The organism is Mycobacterium sp. TH-M82 (genome assembly GCF_057473605.1).
In genome coordinates this window covers 1-1584 of sequence record NZ_JBYCKY010000652.1, presented here as the reverse complement: position 1 = coordinate 1584, position 1584 = coordinate 1, and the positions used below count along the sequence as shown (strand labels likewise).

At 66.2% G+C, this 1584-nt stretch carries 1 protein-coding gene; it reads left to right on the top strand.

From position 1 onward, the window contains the following. Positions 1–1584 (top strand): pyruvate dehydrogenase (acetyl-transferring), homodimeric type (gene aceE / locus AC2VON_RS19170; RefSeq protein ID WP_486954367.1); only part of this gene is annotated, 1584 nt, incomplete at both ends.

Here is a 1584-nt window from a genome sequence, read left to right as displayed (position 1 = left end):
GCGCACAGCGGCCCGGCGTCGGCGTGGGTGGTCATATCTCGACGTACGCCTCGTCGGCGTCGCTCTACGAGGTCGGTTTCAACCACTTCTTCCGCGGCAAGTCACACCCGGGCGGCGGCGACCAGGTCTTCATCCAGGGCCACGCCTCCCCCGGCATCTACGCCCGGGCCTTCCTGGAGGGCCGGTTGACCACCGATCAGCTCGACGGCTTCCGCCAGGAGCACAGCCATCCCGGTGGCGGCCTGCCGTCGTACCCGCATCCGCGGCTGATGCCCGATTTCTGGGAGTTCCCGACGGTGTCGATGGGCCTGGGCCCGATGAACGCCATCTACCAGGCCCGATTCAACCACTACCTGCATGACCGTGGCATCAAAGACACCTCCGGCCAGCATGTGTGGTGCTTCCTGGGCGACGGAGAGATGGACGAGCCGGAGAGCCGGGGCCTGCTACACGTCGGCGCGCTCGAGGGTCTGGACAACCTGACCTTCGTGATCAACTGCAACCTGCAGCGCCTGGACGGGCCGGTGCGCGGCAACGGCAAGATCATTCAGGAGCTGGAGTCGTTCTTCCGGGGTGCCGGCTGGAACGTGATCAAGGTGGTCTGGGGCCGCGAGTGGGATGCGCTGCTGCACGCCGATTCCGACGGTGCCCTGGTCAATCTGATGAACCTCACCCCCGACGGGGACTACCAAACCTACAAGGCCAACGACGGCGGCTATGTCCGGCAGCACTTCTTCGGCCGCGACCCGCGCACCAGAGCCCTGGTCGAGCACCTCTCCGACGAGCAGATCTGGAACCTCAAGCGGGGCGGTCACGACTACCGCAAGGTGTATGCGGCCTATCGCGCAGCCGTCGAGCACAAGGGCCAGCCCACCGTGATCCTGGCCAAGACCATCAAGGGGTACGGCCTGGGCAGCCACTTCGCCGGGCGCAACGCCACCCACCAGATGAAGAAGTTCCGGGCCGAAGACCTCAAGGACTTCCGCGACTCGATGCGGATCCCGATCTCCGACGCCCAGCTGGAGGAGGACCCCTATCTGCCGCCCTACTACCACCCCGGCCCGGAGGCGCCGGAGATCCGTTACCTGCTCGACCGACGACGCAGCCTGGGCGGGTTCGTCCCCGAGCGCCGCAACAGGGCCCGCAACAAGTCCAAGGCGCTCACCCTGCCCGGCCCCGAGGCCTACCGGGCGGTCCGGCAGGGGTCGGGCAACCAGGAGGTGGCGACCACCATGGCCACGGTGCGGGTGTTCAAGGAACTGCTGCGCGACAAGAACATCGGGTCACGAATCGTGCCTATCATCCCCGACGAAGCCCGCACCTTCGGGATGGACTCGTGGTTCCCGTCCTTGAAGATCTACAACCGCAACGGGCAGCTGTACACCTCGGTCGACGCCGAATTGATGCTGGCGTACCGGGAAAGCGAAACCGGCCACATGCTGCACGAGGGCATCAACGAGGCCGGTGCGGCCGCCAGCTTCACCGCGGTGGGCACCTCGTATGCCACCCACGACGAGCCGATGATCGGCGTCTACATCTTCTATTCGATGTTCGGGTTCCAGCGCACCGGTGACGGCCTGTGGG